Source organism: Succiniclasticum ruminis DSM 9236, from assembly GCF_900112895.1.
Taxonomy (GTDB): Bacteria; Bacillota; Negativicutes; order Acidaminococcales; family Acidaminococcaceae; genus Succiniclasticum; species Succiniclasticum ruminis.
This window is the reverse complement of record NZ_FONL01000005.1, coordinates 92,591-111,181: the sequence shown is the minus strand read 5'-3', so window position 1 is coordinate 111,181 and position 18,591 is coordinate 92,591. Positions and strand designations below refer to the sequence as shown.

The following is an 18,591-nucleotide window of genomic DNA, read 5'->3' as shown; positions in this document are numbered from 1 at the left end:
TCTTACATCTTCACTTAAACTTCAAGTTTTAAGTACTTTTTCCAAAAATCTATTCCTGTCATTTCCTTAAAGCTGTTTTTATATTCTTTCCGGAGTTTCTGATAATTAAGTACAAGTGAGATGTTTAATTTTATGTAACGACAAATCAGTGAGAAACATTTCATCCGGTCAATTTTTAAAATTACCCCTGTATCAAAATTCCGGTCGCACCCTAACAGCATTTTTTTACAGAAGTACATTTTGCTGTTTGTAAAATAACCATACTCTGCGTAGCCTCTTTCTTTGAAGAAAAAATCCGGCAAAAGATGTCCATTGATCGTCAAAAAACGGAAAATTTTTTTGAGTTTTCCTTCATAAACATTATCTACGTCCTGCCAATATGCGCCCCAAAACGGTTCCATTTCCGTTATCTCTTGTATAGGTTTTGTTTTTAATTGTTTAGCGCCATGTACCTTCAAATCTTCTACTGTATCCACATTCTTAAAAAATTCAGGCCCCTCCAAGAAACGCTCAACTCCGTCCAGCAGAAGCTCAGCGCCCGGATAATCGTAGCGGAATATTTCTTTCACAAACCGCCTCATAAAAAACTTGATATGCCCTGTCAGCGGGTAGTTCATATGTATTGTATTTACAACCATATTGTTCCTGAACATAAAATAATTTTCCATGAGGGCTGAATACTTTTTATCGAAAGCCTCATGCCATACAGAAATACCGTTCATACTCATGCAATGCTTAATATTTCGAATCGAGAATTCCATATCATCCATCCGAATAAAGAACGGATACGGCAAATTATCGAGCCCCAACATTGTTACCGGCATGCAACAGTACCACCACGCGCAATACATATTGTCAAGTTTTTCAAATTTCTCGTTAAAAAGAACATTTATATAGTCAGCTACATTCAGTCCTCCTTTCATTCCCAGCAGATAACTCCCCCTGAAAGCAGCAAGATTTTCGTGCTGAATATTCTTTTGGTCCATCCGGAACATCGCTCCACCCAGAAATGCGTCTTTATATTCTTCTTTCAAAAGACGAAGCAGGTTATAAGTCCGTTCAAACGCTTCTATTTGTACCAGGACATCGTCATCCATAAACAAGATATGGGTAGCTCTTTTTTGTTTTAACGATTCTATCATTCCACGTGAAAACCCACCGGCGCCACCAGTGTTAAGATTAGGATAAAGTTGTACTTTTCCATCACCAGTTTCTATATCTTCTTTTTTCAATGTTTGTCCATTATCCACTACAATAACATTGTAATGTCCGGATGCGTTATATTTTTTTGCTTCAAGAAAATTATCCTTTAATAACTTAATATTTCGCTTGATGTACTCTTCCCTTTTAAAAGTACACATTACCAAATCAATATTAACAGGATTTAATGTTGTTTCATTAACATCTGTGTAATAAGCGCATTTTTTTGCCACGCTGTTTTCCTGTAAACTGATTAATCTGAAATAAATATTATCATTTTTTGAAATATCTACTGGAACCTTTATTTCTACAGGCATTGGACACGAAAATTCTTTAGAATAAACACAATCCTGTATTACCTGCCCTTTAAACCAAATAGTCGAATAGACCTCTACAAAAAAACGACCTTCCAAGACCATACTGATGCCAATATTATCTAAATTAGTATATTCCAGCCACTTATTCAGAGAAAAAGAATTAAAATATGTAGAAAAATCACAGGCTGTATCCTTCTCAAATACAATTTTATCTTCATATACTACCACCCCTTTATCGTGACGTAGATAAAGATTGGTTTCAGCACAAACTTCCCTGTTTGGTAAAACAATATTCTGTAAAATACATTCCATAAAAAATGCTCCTTATGATTAATTTTATTTCGCATAAAAAATGCATTGCCCATTTGTGTTACTATTTCAACACCTGTGGTTTTTTCTTTTTTAATAAACTGATTGCAGCCTGAATAGCCGCATCACTTGTCCCTTTATTTAACATATCTTCCAGTTTCTGGGCTTCATTGCGATTGGCTAGTAGTTTTGCTTTATCTTTACGTTTTTTTAAATTGGCGGCCATCGCTTTTACTTGTTCCCGATCTTCAGGTAATATTTTAGAATTTAAAAACTCTTCATACGCATCACAGTACAAATTCACCTCATCTGTAAAGGCAACTTGTTTACCATGATCAATCCATAAAATTTTATTACATAAATTCCTCACGCGTGGCAAAGAATGTGAAACTAAAATCCCGGTAACCCCGCTTTTAAGGATCTCTTTCATCTTATCCCCGCTCTTTTTTGCAAACGCTCCATCGCCGACGCTCAGTACTTCATCCAAAATTAATATATCCGGATTTACAAGACATGCAATAGAAAACGCCAACCTGCTTTTCATCCCGCTTGAAAGTTGCTTAAAAGGACGATCCTGGAAATCCTGTAACTCAGCAAAGTCAATAATCGATTCATATTTTTCATTCATAAAATTACGAGTGTAACCCAGCATCGCTCCCCTTAAATATGCGTTTTCCCTCACTGTTAAATCTTTATCAAAGCCGCTGGCTAATTCCAAAAGAGCGGCTATGTTTCCGGAAATCTTAAGACTTCCTTCTGTAGGAACCATGATTCCGGAAACTGCCTTTAACAACGTTGATTTGCCGGCTCCGTTAGATCCGATTATCCCCAACATATCACCTTTTTCAAGAGAAAAAGTAATATGTCGGTCTGCCCAAAATTCCGTCACATGGTAATTACCACGAAGCTTGCGAACCACATATTCTTTTAGGCCGATATCCTTAAAATCACCTGTTAAGTATCGTATGGATACATCCTTTGCTTCAATAATGGACACTGCCAAACTCCTTGTCGAATTTAAATATAATACAAGAATTTGTGATTAAATTTTTTATAAATAAAAGTTCCTATAAATAAAGCGATTACAGCATATAAAAAACACAAAATGTGAAGATTTAAAGATGGAATCGTATCTTCCAGAACAATGCTCCTGAAATACGCGATATTGCAAAATACAGGATTTAAGTAAAAAACCATCTGATATTTTTCCGGGAATGTTTCGATAGTGTAAAATATTGCAGATGCATACATTAAAAGCATGGTAAATACATTATATAAATAACCTATATCCCTAAAAAACACAAACAATGCAGATAAAATCAAACCGATACCAAGATTAAAAATAATCAGACAGCATACAGGATATAATAGTGCAAAAAATTTTAGTGTAAATGGAATTCCCTCAAAAAATACAAATATAAAAAATACACATAATGTTAACAAAAAATTAATAAGGGAAGATATATTTTTAGAAAATAAAAACAGATACTTTGGGATGTTCACCTTGCTAAATATCCCCGCATTGCTCATTAATGCCCCCATCCCTGTCCTTGTAGACTCGCTAAAATAAGAAAATAGCAGGTTTCCGCAGAACAGATATATTGTGTAATGGGCTATCCTCTGACCAAAAAAATGAGAGAAAATAACTTTTAATACCAACAACGTAAGAAGCGGGGATAAAATACTCCATGCCATTCCCAAAACAGTTCTTTTATATTTTTGTTTAAAATCGCGTTTCACCAATTCTTCAAATAGGAACTGATGTTTCTTCAATTTTATAAAAGTGTTTTTAATCCAATTATAATTTAATATTTCCATATTCCGTGTTCCGTAAACCAGTTCTATAAAGTATATTTTCCATTTTTCAAATATTCCCGCCAAAACACAGCGTCCATAAGTTTTTCCTGTCGAAAAGCAAGATAGTCCTTCTTGATTTTTTCATACAAAAACATACATTTAAATGCTTTCCATAAAATGGAAAATACTGCCGCTATATAACTGCCGTCCCCCTGCAATGCCCTAACTTGTTCAAGCTGCTTTTCGGCAGGAACCGCGGTCAGCCTGTCAAACCCCTGCATTGCATCACGCAATGCAATGTTAAATATTTTCGTCTCCTTAAAATGCCTTTTTATGAAGTGTACCGTCAACCGGCCGCAAATCATGGCCAAAAGCGTCCATCGGTTACAGCCTTTAGCGTACTGGTTCATAATAAAAAAATTCCGATAGGCATAATAATCGACCCACAAAGACTGTTTGTTTTCAAAGGCTTCATGCCATATTCCGATGCCGTTCATATGAATTATTTTGCGATTATTCCGTATGCCGTATTCAATATCATCGCCTTTAATAAACACCGGCAAAGGGTACCCTATTTGCGGAACACGGGTTAAGGGAATACAGCAGAACCACCATGCGCCGTAATGATTTTCCCGGTCAGGTATCTGCTCATTTTTTACCAGCGTATCCTGTTTTGATAAATCCCATCCGCTTCCCAAGCTATGCAAACGAATTTTGCCCCAGTAGGCTGTATTTTCATGCTGGATTACAGGGGTCTGCATCCGCAGCATTGCACCGGAAAGAAAACTTTCCTTATACTCTTCCTTTATGCCGCAAAGTAACCCATACATGTGATTCAAAACGGCAGGTTCCAAATCAATATCGTCATCCATTAACAGTACATAATCACTGCTGTTGCTTCGCAACTCTTCCATTAAACCGCGGGTAAAGCCTCCGCTGCCTCCATAGTTGGGATTATGGATGATTTTTACTATTTCCGTATTACACGTTGGCAGAGTAGAGCCGTTATCAACCACCAAACTGCTGAACCAGGGAAATTCATGACTGAAATCAGAAAGTTTTTTAATGGTTGCATTAACATACTTTTCTCTTTTATATGTACAGATAACAGCCCTTATCTTTAAATTACGCCAGCTTTCAAATTCTCCGTTATAAGAAATTTCTTTTATACAGCAATCCGTAGTCGCCTTTATTTCTAATCCTAAAAGTTCTCCGCTTAAATCTTTAATCTTAAAACTTTTAACAAATACACCTTCGGTTTTAAAAATATCGATTGTTTTTCCGCCTTTACCTGCGGTAAAAATTTTTATTTCAGCTTTTCCTGCAATTTCTCCGGCTATAATAAGTTCCTTTAATGTCGTATACTGTTTCCATTTGATTATACTAAAACAGTTAAAATACGTTAACAAATCAACGCTTGCTTCTTTGGATAAAAATAACATCCCCTGTTGTGCGTTAACTTCTAAACTTATCGCTTTATAATAAAGTTTCTGCTTCTCTTTTTGATTCGTAAAAACCATATCATAAAGTCTGTGCACTGAAAACTCCCCCAAAAAATTCAATACGCACCCTTCCGCTGGATTACTACTTTCATCGTGCGCCAAAGCAGCACCACGTCAAACCAGAAATCCCAGTTCCGCACATACCAGGTATCCATCTGCACCCGCTGCTCATAGCCCGTATCGCTGCGCCCGCTGGTCTGCCACATGCCGGTAATCCCGGGCCGCACCATATAATAATCGTCAATATACTTTCCGTAATAATGTATTTCTTCTTTAATAATCGGCCGGGGGCCCACCAGGCTCATCTCGCCTTTTAACACATTAAAGATCTGGGGCAGCTCGTCCAGGCTGGTACTGCGCAGGAAATTTCCGCTCCGGGTCACCCGGGGATCGTGCTTCAGTTTAAAATTCTCTTCCCATTCCTTTTTGGCTTTCGGATCCGTTTCCAGAAGTTCTTCCAGCCTGTCTTTGGCGTCAACGCACATCGTCCGGAACTTATAGCAGCAGAATTCTTTCCCGCCTTTTCCGATCCGCCGGTGTTTAAAGATCACCGGCCCGGGAGAATCGCAGTAGATCCATATTCCAAGGATAATCAGGAAAGGGGAAATACAGATGGTTCCTACCAGTGTCAGACACCAGTCAAAAATCCATTTTAACAGGCGGTTCGTCCGGCTGCGCAGGTTGTTCCGCACGCTGAACATCATCATGTGACCGTCGATCAGGCTTTCCGCCTCCATATTGGAAAGAGGCATGCTGCCCATGTCCGGAATAAAGCCCACGTTTTTCACCAGGGGTTGTATCTCATAGACGATATCCTGCAGCTGACGCTGTTCCAACCCCGGCGCCGTAACCAGTACGTTCCTAACTCCGGTTTTTTTCACCACGTCCGCCGCATCCGCGAATTTCCCCAGCCGCGGCAGTTGCGCCGCCACCTCCGCGTTGGGCACATGGTCTTCCAGGTACCCGATGAACCGGTAGCTTAATCCGATGTCTTTTTTTATATGGTCCAGCAAAATCTGCGCGGTGAGCCCCGCGCCCATTAACAGCACCGGTTCTTCGAAAAGATGGAACCGGTCAAAAAGTTTTTTCAGCACAAAACGGAAGAGTACGATAAAGAAAAAGCCAAAGATCCATAGAAACCCCATGTATAGCCGCGACGTCGTGGCAGCTCGCTGTACGACGTATAAGATGAAAATGCCTGTCAGGATGGCATACAGGTTTGCCTTAAAGATACCGGCAATGATGCGCCAGAACTGCATTTTCCGGGTATAGAGATTACAAAGCTGCAGATACACGATATAAATGACCGGCGCGATGAGATAAAAGTGAAACTTGGAAATGTACAGGTACCCGTGGTTCCGGACGAAATAATTCCGCAGAAAAAAGGAAAGGTCTTCCGCGCACAGCACAGCGCAATAATCTGCCAGCATCAGCAGAATGGGGGCAAACAAATACGCATATTTGTTAGTTTTCTTTAATTTTTTGGCAGCTTCATGCCGCTGCCTGTATGCAGGCCTTTTACCGTCCACGGAAACGCCTCCGAAAACAACATAGTATTATTATTATTATACTATATTTCTTTGTTTTCTTAAAGCATTATTTGTACAGGAACGGTATAGCGCAAATCCCAGCAGCAGGTACAGCAGGCGGGCAATTCCTTTATGGGTAAATCCTACGTCTACCATGCCGTGGAGATTGACGGCAATAAATGAGAGCAGCACCGCGTATAAAATCCACCGGTCGCGGTCTGCTTCCGAACCAGTTTTGCGGAACAGTAAAACGGAGTAATACAGTACAAAAAACAGGTACCCCGCCCCGCCGATCACGCCGGTGGTGGTAAAGAACCAGGCGACCGTATTGTGGGGAACGGTCAGCTTGCGCTCTTTCGCGGTTTTCATAATGTATTTCTTCTGATATTGCTCTTCCCAGTTATTCAGCCCCACGCCCAGCAGTTTATGGTCCTGCCACATGGCATAACTGGACTGGAGCAGCAGAAGCCGCTCGCTGTCATACCTGCGCTGCATGCCGCCCACCATCAGCGTGCTCATCAGACCGGATACGCATGCGCACAGGACCAGGCCGGCGAGAAATTTCTTTACGGATTTGTTCCTGTAACAGTAAATTAAGATGATAACAAAGATTCCGATGGCGAGTCCGCCGAAGGCCCCCCGGGAACCGGTTTTCAACAGGGACCACAACCCCAGCGCGATTAAAAAAATATCCGCCGCTTTAAAGCGTTTTATCCCCTGCAGAGTATGGTCCTGTAAGGCAAAAAGCAGCAGCGGCAGCATGGCGATCAGGAACATGGCGTAATGGTTCGGGTGCCCGTAAAACAGCTCGATTCTTCCAAAGCGGCCGATATGCTTAACCCCCTGAGCCAACAGGCCGTACTGATACGCCGTATAAAGCCCGTCCATCAGGATACAGACGCCCACCCCCAGCAAAACCGTGTATTTCACATCGGCCTGTTTCATAAAGTATATGATCATAAAGAAGGGAAGCGACCAGTATACATAATTGAGGGCGATGCGGATGCTCCCCTTATCCCCCAGCATAAGGGAGGAGATCACCACCGTTGCCAGGAAAACGGCCATGCCGAACCAGCATTCCCTGTCGCTGGCAAACCCGCGGATGCTTTTCTTTTTTATGCAGTCAGCGAGGATGTACGCCCCGGCGATTCCCAGGACAATGCTGATGAAAGCGCTTTGATAACTGCAGATCGAAAGCGTCAGCAGGAACGTTAATACGTGCGCGTTCCGTTCTGTTTTCTCTGTTTTCTTCCACCATTCCGGCAAGAACTTCATATGCGGACACTCAACTTTCTTTCTTGGTTAAACGGATTGTAACCGTTATTGCATTCTAGGCGCCAGGAAAAGCAGCAGCCTGCAAAAAAACCTGTCGTTGAGCCGTTCTCCGGTTGCTGCAAACTGCGCGAGGGCCGTTTCGTGTTCCTTTGCGTATTGCGCGGCTTCTTTCCGTTTTTTTTGCTTGTAAAGGCTTTTAAACGTTTTAAAGGTGTCATACCGCCTGACACGGCGGATAAACTCCCCGTTCAGCCCGTGGCGCCGGGCAAATTCCAGTTCGTTCTCCCGCAGATCCACAGGCGTCGCCTCTTTCACCCCGTTCAGCTTAAAGCTGGCGGAATCCGGATGTCGGCGGTAATGTTCAAAACTGAGATAACTGCCGCAGATTTTTCTGGCCGCGATAAACGCTTTAAACAGGAAATTGCCGTCTTCAAACATCCGCACGTTGGGCAGGAACCGGATGTGGTACCGGTCAATCAGCTTTTTGGAAATCATGACGCTGTTGATGTGCACAGGCAGCCCGTCAATCTGCGAATCGGAGGTCAGGACTCTTGTACCCAGCAGTTTGTCTTTCAGGTAATGACGGATCTTTCTCAGGTCGGTTTTTTTCATGTCTTCCACATGAAAGCTTTCGGAAAAACTGCTGAAAGACATTTCGGTTTTGTTCGACCGGATCAGGTGATACAGCGTTTTCAGAAAATCCGGATAGTACAGGTCGTCGCTGTCCAGAAAGGTGATAAACCCCCCCCGGGCTGCTTCGATGCCGGTATTTCTTGCCACCGATACGCCCCGGTTCGGCTGCCGTATCAGCCGGATCCGGTTGTCGGCATAGCTCTCCACGATGGCTGCGGTCGTATCCGTGGAACCGTCGTCCACCACGATGAGCTCAAAATCCGTAAAGCTTTGCGCCAGTACGGAATCGATGGATTCGCGGATATAGACTTCGCTGTTATAGGCCGGCATTATCACGCTGACTTTGACTTCCTGCATACCGGGTGATACTCCTTTGTATATTTCAACGATAGAATACTTACACGTGTTTCTTCGCAGCAATCTCTTCCAGCAGGCGTTCCCATGCGTCCCAGATGGCCTCCGGCGCATACTGCTTCATGCTTTCCCGGGCAGCCTGCCCCATGCGGATCCGCAGGGTCCGGTCTTCCATCAGGCAGGCCAGTCCGGCTGCCAGGTCGTCGGGCCCTTCTTCGCAGAGAAACCCGGTCACGCCGTCTTGAATCAGTTCGTTGACGGCGCTGCAGTTTTTGTAGCCCACCGCAGGCAGTCCCATGCTCATGGCTTCGCCCAACGCCAGACCGAATCCTTCATAAGCGCTGGGAAACGCAAATATGTCACAACGCTGCAGGATCCCGGGAATTTCGTTGGACGTTCCTTTCAGGAACACCCGGTCCTGCAGGTTTTTATTCCGGATCATAAGTTTTAATTCTTCATAATAAGCGCGCTGGTCTATATCGCCCCATAATTCGGCCTGCCAGTCCGGGAACCGGTCTGCCAGTTTGGCAAAGGCTTCGATCAGCAGATGGGGCCGTTTATGGTTCCTGGTCAGTTTGCCCACGGATACGATCGTGTAACGGTCTTTTACTTTTTCCAGATCCGCCTGCTCTTCATAACGGGGGATCGCGTTGCCGATAACCACAGTTTTAGCCTGCGGCAGATGGTTACGGATATGTTGGGCAAAGGACGGCAGCAGCACCTGGCATACGGCGCTTTTTTCCAGGGACGGGATTTCCTTTTCCGGGTAGGTATGGAAGTAGTCTTCCGGGTCGCCGTGGCTCATGGTGATGACCGGAACGGCCGTTTGCAGGTCGCACAGCAGCATTTTGCTGGCGGCCGGCTGGAACGATACGATAATGTCCGGTCTGACTTCCTCCACGGTCTGTTTCAGGTTCTGCAGCAGAAACCGTTCCGCGAAATCATTGTTCACGGTTCTGGCTTTCTGTTTATCGAACACACGGAGGATTTCCCGTTTCACAATCAAATACCAGGGAAAGCGTATGCGCTGCCCTTTAAAATGACGTACATCGTATGCCGGGATGCCTGCGTTGAGCGGGTAGTAAAAACGGCCCGTTTTCTCATCGCAGTACACCAGGGACACGCTATGGCCCCGGCGCTGCATCTCATTGGCAAAGGCGCTGGTCACCTTGGCCAGTCCCCCGGTGTCTTCCACCATTTTCGCCATGTTAGCTAACAAAATACGCATGCTGCGGTCACCTTCCCAGAATATTATGGATCAGTTTGGCGTGGCTGTATTCTTCGTTGGCGGCGTCCATGTCTTTCCGGTATTCGTCCGCATGGGTCGTCAGATGTTCCACAAACTGCTCCAGCTGCCGGGCAAACGCGTCCACGGAACGTAAATCCGCGGCCATGCCGATCCTGTATTTTTCCAGCACTTCCGGATTCTGTTCCGGCGAGCTGAGGAAGGGTTTATAAAACCCGATAGCCGTAAACAGCATGGCGCCCCAGTGGTAGCGGTAGCGCTCCGCCGCATAGGGGATCATGATGGCGTCCACGCTTAACAGCGCTTTCTGCCATTCCAGCCCGATGAGGTTTTTATGCCAGAATTCAATATTGGGGTATTTGGCATATTCTCTGGCAATCTGTTCAAACAGATCCCCGTCTTCCGGCTTTACGGTAGCACCCTGTACGATGAGCTGCACCGGCACGGAAAAGTTAGCTTTTGTAAAGGCTTCCAGAAAGAAGCCCAGGTTTTTTTCTTTCCGGAACTGCCCGAAAAAGCCCAGCCTGATGGGCGGCGTAAAGGTCAGTTCCTTATTGACGGGCAGATCCTGCGGCTTGTAGACAGGCGGCGGGATCTCGTCCATATTCTTCAGGTTGCTGTTGGCAAAGTCATGCCGCAGGGTAATGACTTTCAGATGCACCTGGGGATACTTTTCGGTCAGGCGGGCCTGTTTTTCATAGTTCGGCTTCTCTTTCGGATTGATGCCGTGGAAAACGAAATAGACCGGCACGGGGCTGTCTTTTAAAGCGCTGCCCCGCAAGGCTTTCAGGTAACGGTAGGTGGCGGTAGGCACGATGATGGCGTCACAGAGCCCGGCCCTTGCCTTTTCACAGGCGCTGGTAAACCAGGCCCGGCGGCGTATCTCCCGCACAACACCCAGGTACAGCCGTTTCACGTACCCCGCCCCGGCGTAGGTGACCACCTCGCCGCCGTCCAGATATTCCACATCACATTTATAATCTACTTTAAAGGGAAAGTGTTCCGGCACAAAAAACACCGGTTCATGTCCCTGCCGTTTCAGCTCGTCCGCCAGGATCCGGTCAAATTCCACTTCATGGCCGGCCGGCATGAGTATGGTTTCCAAAATGGCTACACGCATAGGCTACCTCTTGTTTATCCCAGTATGAAACCGTGTTGCGGGGTTACTGCTTTATCCCGGCGCAAACCCGCGTTGCGGTATTACAGCTTTCCGTCAGACTTGTACAGGTAATACAGCTTGACGTATTTGTTCAGGGTGTAAAAATAGTGGTTCACGGAAAGGATCCAGCCCATCTTCCCGTCCAGAAACCCCCGTTCTATAAAATAGACCTTGATAAAGGCCCAGACAGGCCGCAGGACGATATCCAGGAAAAAGTTGCAGCGTTTCCCTTCTTCCCGGTAGGTTTTCGCCGCCAGCGTCGTGTAATGGTTTAATTTCCCCAAATACTGTTCCCAGCTGTCGTAGGTGTAATGATACAGGGGGGCTTTCAGTTTTTGAACGGGATACGGCGCTGTAATCTTCTCATGGACAAGGCCTTCCGAGCGGCTGTTCTCCGCCGGGAAAAACCGCATGACATAATCCGGGTGCAGCACGCCGTGGGTTGCCTTATTGAAATGAAACCGGTTCTCACGCCGGATCCGGCAGGCTCTTTTTTCGCCTTTTGCCACAACCGCTTTGATTTCTTCCGCCAGCGCTTCCGAAACCCGTTCGTCCGCGTCCACGAACAGGATCCATTCGTGGGTCGCGTTTTGGATGGCAAAGGTACGCTGCCCGCCCCAGTCGCCGTCCATGCGGCGCTGCAAAACCCGGGCGCCCAGCTTTTCCGCAATCTCTTTCGTGCGGTCCGCGCTGAAGTCGTCGATGACCAGCACCTCATCGCAGAACAGCACGGATTTAATGCAGTCTTCCATATTCCGTTCTTCGTTTTTGGACAGGATCAAAGCCGTAATTTTTGCCATAATTGCCTTTCAACGTGTTTCCCCGGGCGCAGGAACTTCTCCGGTAACAGCCCTGTCAGGAAATAAAACAGGTAACAACATTTATATTCTATTAATTATATCAAAATTACCTCATAACAGCAAACACTTCTCACAAGTCCGGCGCGGACTGTTTTCGCCGGCGGTCCGTTCTTCTCATTCCACGGCAACTGTGCTATAATTTATTAGATGTCTGTTTACGTATTTCTTTCACGTTTTACCTGTCAAATAAGGACTTTTCCCGATTATGAAACATATTCTTTGCACGCTGCTTATTTATGTTTTACTGACAGCGGTAACCACCGCCGTCATGCATGATTTCAGTTTCCGGCACACCCTCTTCTTGCTGGCGGATGCCATCCTGCTGGTAGCCGGCGGAAACCTGTTCAAAGAGAAGAAATGGTATTACAAAGCGATGGCTTTCATTATGGCAGTCCTGTGCTCTGTATTTGTTATTCGTTATTACAGTTCCGCCATGCTGAAAGTCTGGGATGTTGACACGTATTTGACTTTCTGTCTTGCCCTGGGAAACATCCTTCTGGTAACAGTAAGTTTATTGCCGGCTCCGGGCAGGCTGAAAAATGTCGTGTTATGGGCGGGGGGCCTGGTTATTTTTCTCCCGGTGCTTATTTTATGGGGTTACTATTTTTCCGAATCTTCCTGGCTGAATGTGGACGGGGTCATGGCCATTCTGCAGACAAATATGGCGGAAGCGGCCGAATACCTGCAGGATAAGCTGCATTTCGCCGCCCTGATCCTGGTTTCCTTTTATCTTATGTTAACAATTATCTGCGGTTCCTTTGGCCGCAGGCTGGAAGTAAAACGCGGATCCCGGAAAATCTATGCGGCCGCGGCGGTCTTTCTTGTTTTGAATGTTGTGCTTATGATGCGGACCGGCCGCATGGGCGATAACTTTGTAACCAGCATCTTTTTGGAAACGAAAATATATCAGGCAAATTACAACGAATATATCAAACTGGCGGAAACACGGAAACAACAGCTGCAGAACACGCTCCGTACGGAAAACGCCGGCGACCCCGGCATCTATGTCCTGGTCATCGGCGAGTCACAGAACCGCACCCGTATGTCAGCCTACGGGTATCCTTTGGAAACGACCCCCTGGCTGAAGGAAATGAAACAAAACAGGAATTTTCTGTTGTTCCGGAATGCGTATTCCTGCCATGTACAGACCGTCCCCACGCTGAGTTATGCGTTAACCGCCAAGAACCAGTATAATTCCCTGGATCTGAAGGAAGCCGTTTCCCTGATCGATGTGGCCAATGCCGCAGGCTATCAGACGGTCTGGCTCAGCAACCAGATGCGGTACGGGCTCTGGGACACTCCGGTTACCGTCATCGCCGGCGCGGCCGGGCAGCAGATCTGGATCAATTCCCATATCACCAAAAATGCTGCCAATGCGCCTGCGGATTACCAGGATGGCGAACTGGTCAGACGCTTGCAGGACGTCCGGCTTTCCGACAAGATGCTGATCATCATTCATCTGATGGGGAACCATATCGCCTACCACAAGCGCTACCCGTACGAATTTAACCGGTTTTCCGGGGAAGGGGTACGCAGCGAATACGATAACAGCATTTTGTATAACGACTACGTAATGAAAGAGTTAGTGAAAAAAATAAGCGCCTGGCCAAATTTTAAAGGCCTGGTCTACGTTTCGGATCACAGCGAAGGCGTCGCCCATGATCTGAACCACAATCCGGATACCTTCGTTTTTGAAATGGCCTATATCCCGCTGTATATGTATTTTTCCGAAGCGTATCAGCAAAAGCATCCCCAAAAGATTTCCGCGCTCAGGGACGCGCAGAACTATTATTTTACCAACGACCTGATTTTTAATGTAATGCTGGGAATCATGGATATCCAGGACAGTTCCCTGTATGAGCCGGAGAATGACCTTACGTCGCCCCGGTATAACCATGATCTGAACCGTTTTATGACCATGTACGGAAAACGGAAGATTAAAGAAGATGCGGAAGGGAAATAAACCGGAGGGAAAATAGCAAGATGAAAGTATCTCAGGCGATAGAACTGCATAAGAATTTCGGCTTTGACGTTGCCTTTTCATCCGTCTGCGCGTCGATGTGTAAAGGCGCTTCCGACTACCGGAACGGAAATATCCTGAAATACCTGAAAGAAGAATATGGGGATTTCATCGCTGAATACCGGCATAAAAGCTACGATGCTGCTGCCAAAAACAAAAATTCAAAAATAGTCTGGACGTTATGGCTGCAGGGCGACAGCCCCGAAGTTCAGCCGGATGTTGTCAGAATGTGCCTGAAAAACATGGAAAAGAACTGCGGCTCCCACCCACTGAAGATTTTAACCGCGGAAAATTATCTCGATTACGCCGATATACCCGGGTACATTATTGATAAAGTGAAATCCGGACAGATTTCATTTACGCATTTATCAGATCTAATACGGGTGTGCCTGTTATTAAATCATGGAGGAATGTGGCTTGACGCCACCATTTTTACCACAAAAAAAATCCCCGAAGGGATTTTTGACAGGAACTATTTTACGGTAAAGCATGCCGAAAAAAATGTGCGCAACGTCTCAAAAGAACGCTGGACAGGATTTTTGCAGGCTTCAGAGAGCAACAATATATTGAGTGACTTCGTGTATCATTTTTTCCTTGAATACTGGAAAAAGCAGAAAATCTTAATCCACTATCTCTTAATTGATTACGTTTATGCCCTGGCGTACAACGAGATCCCGGCCTGCAGGAAAATTTTGGATGATGTGCCCTTAAATAATCCCGAACTTTATAACCTGGATGATTTAATGTCCTCCCGGTTTGATGAAAATGTTTATAAAAAGCTGACGGCCGAAACCATGTTTTTCAAGCTCACCTGGAAAAAGACGTACAAAGAATCAGTCTTCGGCAATGAAACGTTTTACGGGCATTTACGGAACATATAATAATACAGGGCAATGGAGTATGTAGTTGTTTCTGCTCATCTCCTCGGCCTCATCATGATCATATTTATGCAGCCTACCCACGCCGCCGATTGTAATAAATATCCGGAAAATGGAGCAACGCAAAGGCCTTGAGATAAACTTCCGGCTTTTTGAAAAAATATTTTTTCGATGCGCTTAACGCCTTTCGTGTAGCACCGTCAGAGAGGATGGCATCAAACTCCGCTCTGTTATTTGTTTTTGCACACAGCGTGAGCTGACGGATGAAAGCCTGAGGCATAAAAAAGCTATCAGCCAGGTCCTTTACCCTTTCAGAGGGTGCGTATTCGCTCAGATATTGGGCTGCCCTGAAATGGGCGCCCGTGTTGTCCCGGTAGCGACGGATTTGTTTTTCTTTCGTGTTAGAATCACGTACGGAACCCATTTCGGCGTGGTGCACGTAAGTATAGAGGCAATCCGGAGTAAACGCAGACCGTCCGGCCCGGCAAAGGGTCTTTAACAGGAACTCGATATCCCCTCCGCCGGTGCACCCTTCATAAAAGCGCAGGCCCGTTTCTTGAAGAAACGTTTTGCGGAATAATATTCCGCAAACAGGAGGTGCATCCTCGCCGAACGCCCTCAACCATATTGCATCTTCTCCGTTACAAATATCAGTGTTTTTTATTTTTACGGGAATTAATACATCGGGCCGCCCGTCTGTAAACCGGTCCTTTATACCGCAAAAGGATATTTTACATTGATATTTCTCAATAAGGGCATACAGTGAGGAAATCAGGTTAGGCTCAGCCATATCATCCGCATCAATGAACCAGAGGAACTCGCCTTTCATCGCATCCATGCCGGTATTGCGGGAAGCGGTTTCCCCGCGGTTTTTTTTATGGGTAATAATGGTAAAAGGACGTCCGCAATTCTCAAGTATCCGACGCGCAGCATTCTCCGTCCCATCCGTTGAAGCATCGTTCACAACAATGATTTCAATGTTTGGGTAGTCCTGCGCGATGATGGACTCCAGAGAATACGCTATACGCGTCTCCGTGTTATAAGCGGGCACAACCACACTGACAAGCGGGTATGTTTTAGTCTGTAAATTCATGAGCTTCCCCTTTACAATGTTTTACTTAGAAAAATGATCAATAGTTAAACCTTTTAACTAACCTGGAAAAAGAATTTCAAAAAATCAGTTGTCGGCATCGAAACATTTTACGGTCATTTATTGAAATAATGTCAACGCGTTCAATACCCATCGGGGTTCTTCTTCTGCCAGTTCCAGCTGTCGCGGCACATTTCGTAAATATCATATTCTGCTTTCCACCCCAGTTCCCGTTTCGCCTTCCCGGGATCCGAATAACATATGGCAATATCGCCCGGCCGGCGATTTTCCACTACATAGGGAATCTTTACCCCGCTAACCTGCTCAAAGGCATGCACCAATTCCAAAACACTGTAACCCCGTCCGGTGCCCAGGTTGTAAACAGCCACGCCGCAGTTCTTTTCAATGGCCTGCAATGCCTTTACATGGCCCTTTGCCAGGTCCACCACATGGATATAATCTCGAACGCCGGTCCCATCCGGCGTGGCATAATCATCTCCAAACACATGCAGCTTCTCCAACTTGCCTACGGCCACCTGCGTAATGTACGGCATCAGGTTATTGGGAATACCGTTGGGATTTTCCCCAATCAACCCGGATGCGTGGGCGCCAATGGGATTAAAGTACCGCAACAGCACCACATTCCAGGGATGGAGATTCTTCAGCTCCAAATCCGCAGTATGCAAATCAATTAAAATCTCTTCCAACATGGATTTGGTCTTCCCATAGGGATTCGTACAATGTCCCTTAGAGCACTCTTCTGTAATCGGAATCATCGCCGGTGTCCCATAAACAGCGGCGGACGAACTGAAAACAATATTTTTACAGCCGTGTTTACGCATAACATCTAACAATACCAACGTACCGCCAATATTATTTTCATAATACTCCCAGGGATTCGTCACCGATTGCCCCACGGCCTTCAGCCCGGCAAAATGAATACAGCAATCAAAAGCATGCACTGCAAAAACAGTTTCCAGTGCATCCCGATTCCGAATATCCAACTTGTAAAACGGAACCGTCTTCCCCGTAATGGTTTTCACACGGTTCAGCGCTTCACTGCTGGAATTGGACAGATTGTCCACCACCACGGCGGTATGCCCCGCTGTCAACAGTTCAACTAACGTATGGGAACCGATATACCCCGCCCCGCCGGTCACTAAAATATTCATCTTAAGCAGCTCCTGCTAATTGAAAAACCATATTAATCACATATACGAGCATAAATAAAAATCCTGAGATAGAAACATAGCCCAATAACACATTCTCTTCATCTGCCCCCAATCCATTTCCCCCATCAACAGGAAACATTCCCCAATCTAACCATGATGTTCTTTCAAACAAAACCGCACCTATACTGTATCTAAAATCTGTCCTTTGACAATCTTCAGGCATCGCCTGGTAAAACTACCACTCACAACCTGTTTTTGCAGTTTTTTAACAGCCATAGCCATTTCGTTGTATTCGCTGACAGACAAAGTTTGAATTCTTTTTGAAATATCCGTTAATGATTCTATTGTAATTCCAATATTATTAGTCTCAACAAAATCTGCTATAGCAGCCTGTCTCCAAACAACGACTGGTAATCCGGCTGCAATGTACAACGAAAGCTTATGAGGATTATTATACTTCATGTAAGTTCCTGTAGGTCCGTCACAGGTTCTGACGTCCGTCCCGTCCCATACCAGTCCAAAACTGCCCTCCAGTTTTAAAGGAACTTCGTCTGGCGGAAAACTGCCCTTATAACTTACATTTTCCCATTTTATTGATTCTTTACTGAAATTAGGTCCATATAAATTAAAATGCAATCCCAGTGTTTCTATTTCCGCATTGCACAAAAATTCACTTTTCCCAAGATTTCCTGCAAAAACCACTGTGGTTCCTTTTGAGAATGACCTTTCCGGTATGCACGGCAGTAAATAATCAAACAAGCCCAAACTGAACCAGGGAACTTTTAACCCTAAATTCTGTAATGCGCTGCCCATAGTATTATTATGAACAATTACAGCCTTTGCCAGATTCAACTCTCCGATTTCAGTCCTGATATCCGCGCCTTTAATATCACGTAAAGAATCCACGTCGTGAACAAAAATAATGACTTCATTTTTTTTAAGCGAATCGCGCAACGCTTTTTTTAAGCTAGTCTTAAAATAAAACGGGTATTGCATTATAACCTTTTGGGAATGCAACTGACGGATTCGCCGGATTTCTGCAAAGCGGAAAACTTCAATAGGTATTTAATTCTATCCAAAAAACCCGTAAAAATAGTCTCACCCAAAGTTTCATAAGGAAATCCATATTTTTCCCTTAGTATAACATCTACATCTGCACGCGCCTTATTTCCTGCATGGTTAACAGACGCCTGACATTCTCCAATGAATGTAATTCCTTTTACCATTTCATTTTCCTTATCGACAGCTCG

General features: G+C 45.1%; 16 protein-coding genes and 1 pseudogene. 2 read left to right on the top strand and 15 right to left on the bottom strand.

The features are described from left to right. Positions 1 to 14: 14 nt before the first annotated feature. The 10 genes and pseudogenes from BM159_RS05660 to BM159_RS05615 form a co-directional block, all read right to left on the bottom strand. Positions 15 to 1,829 (bottom strand): glycosyltransferase, encoded by a 1,815-nt coding sequence (locus BM159_RS05660; protein WP_093913287.1) that lies wholly within the window; start codon positions 1,827 to 1,829, stop codon positions 15 to 17. A 256-nt stretch (positions 1,830 to 2,085) separates the two neighbouring features. Continuing rightward, positions 2,086 to 2,823 (bottom strand): annotated as a pseudogene (locus BM159_RS05655) (ABC transporter ATP-binding protein); the annotation flags it as partial. A gap of 20 nt (positions 2,824 to 2,843) precedes the next feature. Continuing rightward, positions 2,844 to 3,644, bottom strand: coding sequence for an ABC transporter permease (locus tag BM159_RS05650; protein ID WP_093913286.1), 801 nt, complete (start codon positions 3,642 to 3,644; stop codon positions 2,844 to 2,846). 23 nt (positions 3,645 to 3,667) lie between these two features. Continuing rightward, entirely contained in the window at positions 3,668 to 5,227 is a 1,560-nt protein-coding gene (locus BM159_RS05645) for a glycosyltransferase (protein WP_143089402.1), read from the bottom strand. Continuing rightward, a complete protein-coding gene (locus tag BM159_RS05640) occupies positions 5,182 to 6,654 on the bottom strand; it encodes a sugar transferase (protein ID WP_218149522.1) in 1,473 nt (490 codons plus the stop codon). The genes BM159_RS05645 and BM159_RS05640 overlap by 46 nt, the downstream gene beginning before the upstream one ends. A gap of 36 nt (positions 6,655 to 6,690) precedes the next feature. After that, complete coding sequence (locus BM159_RS05635) at positions 6,691 to 7,929, bottom strand: O-antigen ligase family protein (RefSeq protein WP_093913284.1); 1,239 nt, start codon at positions 7,927 to 7,929, stop codon at positions 6,691 to 6,693. Positions 7,930 to 7,974: 45 nt separating this feature from the next. Then, positions 7,975 to 8,919, bottom strand: a complete 945-nt coding sequence (locus tag BM159_RS05630; protein WP_177205933.1) for a glycosyltransferase family 2 protein — start codon at positions 8,917 to 8,919, stop codon at positions 7,975 to 7,977. Positions 8,920 to 8,959: 40 nt separating this feature from the next. Continuing rightward, a complete protein-coding gene (locus BM159_RS05625) occupies positions 8,960 to 10,144 on the bottom strand; it encodes a glycosyltransferase (RefSeq protein ID WP_093913282.1) in 1,185 nt (394 codons plus the stop codon). A 7-nt stretch (positions 10,145 to 10,151) separates the two neighbouring features. Continuing rightward, positions 10,152 to 11,282, bottom strand: a complete 1,131-nt coding sequence (locus BM159_RS05620; protein WP_093913281.1) for a glycosyltransferase family protein — start codon at positions 11,280 to 11,282, stop codon at positions 10,152 to 10,154. 80 nt (positions 11,283 to 11,362) lie between these two features. After that, positions 11,363 to 12,121: a glycosyltransferase family 2 protein gene (locus BM159_RS05615; protein ID WP_093913280.1), complete on the bottom strand. Its 759-nt coding sequence runs from the start codon at positions 12,119 to 12,121 to the stop codon at positions 11,363 to 11,365. A gap of 265 nt (positions 12,122 to 12,386) precedes the next feature. Here BM159_RS05615 and BM159_RS05610 point away from each other — a divergent pair, with 265 nt between their 5' ends. Together BM159_RS05610 and BM159_RS05605 are read left to right on the top strand one after the other, a co-directional pair. Next, entirely contained in the window at positions 12,387 to 14,144 is a 1,758-nt protein-coding gene (locus BM159_RS05610) for a phosphoethanolamine transferase (protein ID WP_093913279.1), read from the top strand. Positions 14,145 to 14,164: 20 nt separating this feature from the next. Further along, entirely contained in the window at positions 14,165 to 15,082 is a 918-nt protein-coding gene (locus tag BM159_RS05605; RefSeq protein ID WP_093913278.1) for a capsular polysaccharide synthesis protein, read from the top strand. A gap of 73 nt (positions 15,083 to 15,155) precedes the next feature. Here the strand turns inward: BM159_RS05605 and BM159_RS05600 are convergent, their stop codons facing one another. The 5 genes from BM159_RS05600 to BM159_RS05585 all read right to left on the bottom strand — a co-directional run bounded on the left by BM159_RS05600 (position 15,156) and on the right by BM159_RS05585 (position 18,567). After that, on the bottom strand, positions 15,156 to 16,172 hold the full coding sequence (locus BM159_RS05600; protein WP_093913277.1) for a glycosyltransferase family 2 protein: 1,017 nt from the start codon (positions 16,170 to 16,172) through the stop codon (positions 15,156 to 15,158). Positions 16,173 to 16,312: 140 nt separating this feature from the next. Then, on the bottom strand, positions 16,313 to 17,341 hold the full coding sequence (gene galE, locus BM159_RS05595; protein WP_093913276.1) for a UDP-glucose 4-epimerase GalE: 1,029 nt from the start codon (positions 17,339 to 17,341) through the stop codon (positions 16,313 to 16,315). 1 nt (position 17,342) lies between these two features. Continuing rightward, positions 17,343 to 17,513: a hypothetical protein gene (locus tag BM159_RS11955; protein WP_177205932.1), complete on the bottom strand. Its 171-nt coding sequence runs from the start codon at positions 17,511 to 17,513 to the stop codon at positions 17,343 to 17,345. 8 nt (positions 17,514 to 17,521) lie between these two features. Then, a complete protein-coding gene (locus BM159_RS05590; protein WP_093913275.1) occupies positions 17,522 to 18,337 on the bottom strand; it encodes a glycosyltransferase in 816 nt (271 codons plus the stop codon). Beyond that, positions 18,337 to 18,567 carry a hypothetical protein gene (locus BM159_RS05585; protein ID WP_093913274.1) on the bottom strand — a complete coding sequence of 77 codons (231 nt, stop codon included), beginning with the start codon at positions 18,565 to 18,567 and terminating at the stop codon, positions 18,337 to 18,339. Before BM159_RS05585 ends, BM159_RS05590 begins: the two co-directional genes overlap by 1 nt. Positions 18,568 to 18,591 lie beyond the last annotated feature (24 nt).